Source organism: Oleiphilus sp. HI0132 (genome assembly GCF_001635845.1).
This window is the reverse complement of record NZ_LWGJ01000263.1, coordinates 1-1,165: the sequence shown is the minus strand read 5'-3', so window position 1 is coordinate 1,165 and position 1,165 is coordinate 1. Positions and strand designations below refer to the sequence as shown.

Below are 1,165 nucleotides of genomic sequence, written 5' to 3'. Positions count from 1 at the left end.
AAGAAAAAAATGTCGACATAAAGAAAAACAATACAAAATATTGAGTTAAATAGAGCCCCTAAACGAAAAAACCGCCTTTATAGGCGGCTTTAATAAAACAAGGCTTTTATTTTTTAGTAAAGTAAACCGGCTTTACTTCCAATTCTTGAGGGGTACCCAATTTAAACTCTCCATCCTCCATCTTAAAAGGGTATGCCCAATGGCGAGCCCAACCAGCAATATGTTCTGTCATCACGATAATTCTCTGGACATATGTACCGTCATCTCGCTTGATGGCCCTAATATACATAATACCAACTGCCCACATTGAACGCGTTTGAGCAATAGCTGCCATGCTTTCAGCGAGTTTTACTAGAACAACCTGTGAAGGTAGTTTTGCTTCAATATCTGGAATGACTGCTTTAAACTCGGCATCAGGAGACAGCGTCAAGCCAAATGGAGGGAAAGAACCGTTTTTAACAACTTCCTTTTTAATTCTATCAAAGCCTTTGACCATCATATATTTGAGTTGGTTTACAGATTGCGCTTCTGTTAGCTTGGCACGCTTTAAAGAGTTAAAATCTTCAGCCTGCAAGGGGGTAACCCAAGGCAAAACGCATAGCGCTAGAAATAAAAAGCGACGAAATGAACGCTTCATAAAAACTCCATTTGTTAAGTATTATTTTGCGGCGATAATTTATCAGGCGTCGAACAAATGTCCATATACATTCTCATAGATTTTAATTTTGCGATAACTGAATGAAGAATTTTGAAACAGCTTACCAAACAAATCAAACAAAACACCCGGCAAAGTGGCTACAAAAGGAAATTATTCTAAATGATGAGCAATGCCATGCCTTGTTAGCCTCCCTCCCCCATTCAATCTTTTTAGATAGCGGCGTTGATGAGTCAAAAGGTCGCTTCAATATTATTAGCGGTTCGCCTTTATTTACCCATACAATAAATAAAGCAGAGTTATCTCACACTCCAAACCTAGTTAAGCCAAGCAATATTCATGAGTCACTTAACTACGAGCAACAAGAAATCCCATCAATATTTTCAGATTTACCTTTTACAGCAGGGTTAATTGGATACTCAAGTTATGAGTATGGGGCTCTTAGTATTATTGAAGCACCTCAATTAATGGAAGAAAGTAAACTCCCCCTTCTATATATAGGTGAATATA

At 37.9% G+C, this 1,165-nt stretch carries 1 protein-coding gene and 1 pseudogene; one reads left to right on the top strand and one right to left on the bottom strand.

Annotation, left to right across the window (positions count from 1 at the left end; genetic code table 11):
* Positions 1–106: 106 nt before the first annotated feature.
* On the bottom strand, positions 107–637 hold the full coding sequence (locus A3766_RS03230; protein WP_068511044.1) for a hypothetical protein: 531 nt from the start codon (positions 635–637) through the stop codon (positions 107–109).
* A gap of 101 nt (positions 638–738) precedes the next feature.
* Here A3766_RS03230 and A3766_RS03225 point away from each other — a divergent pair.
* Positions 739–1,165 (top strand): annotated as a pseudogene (locus A3766_RS03225) (hypothetical protein); the annotation flags it as partial.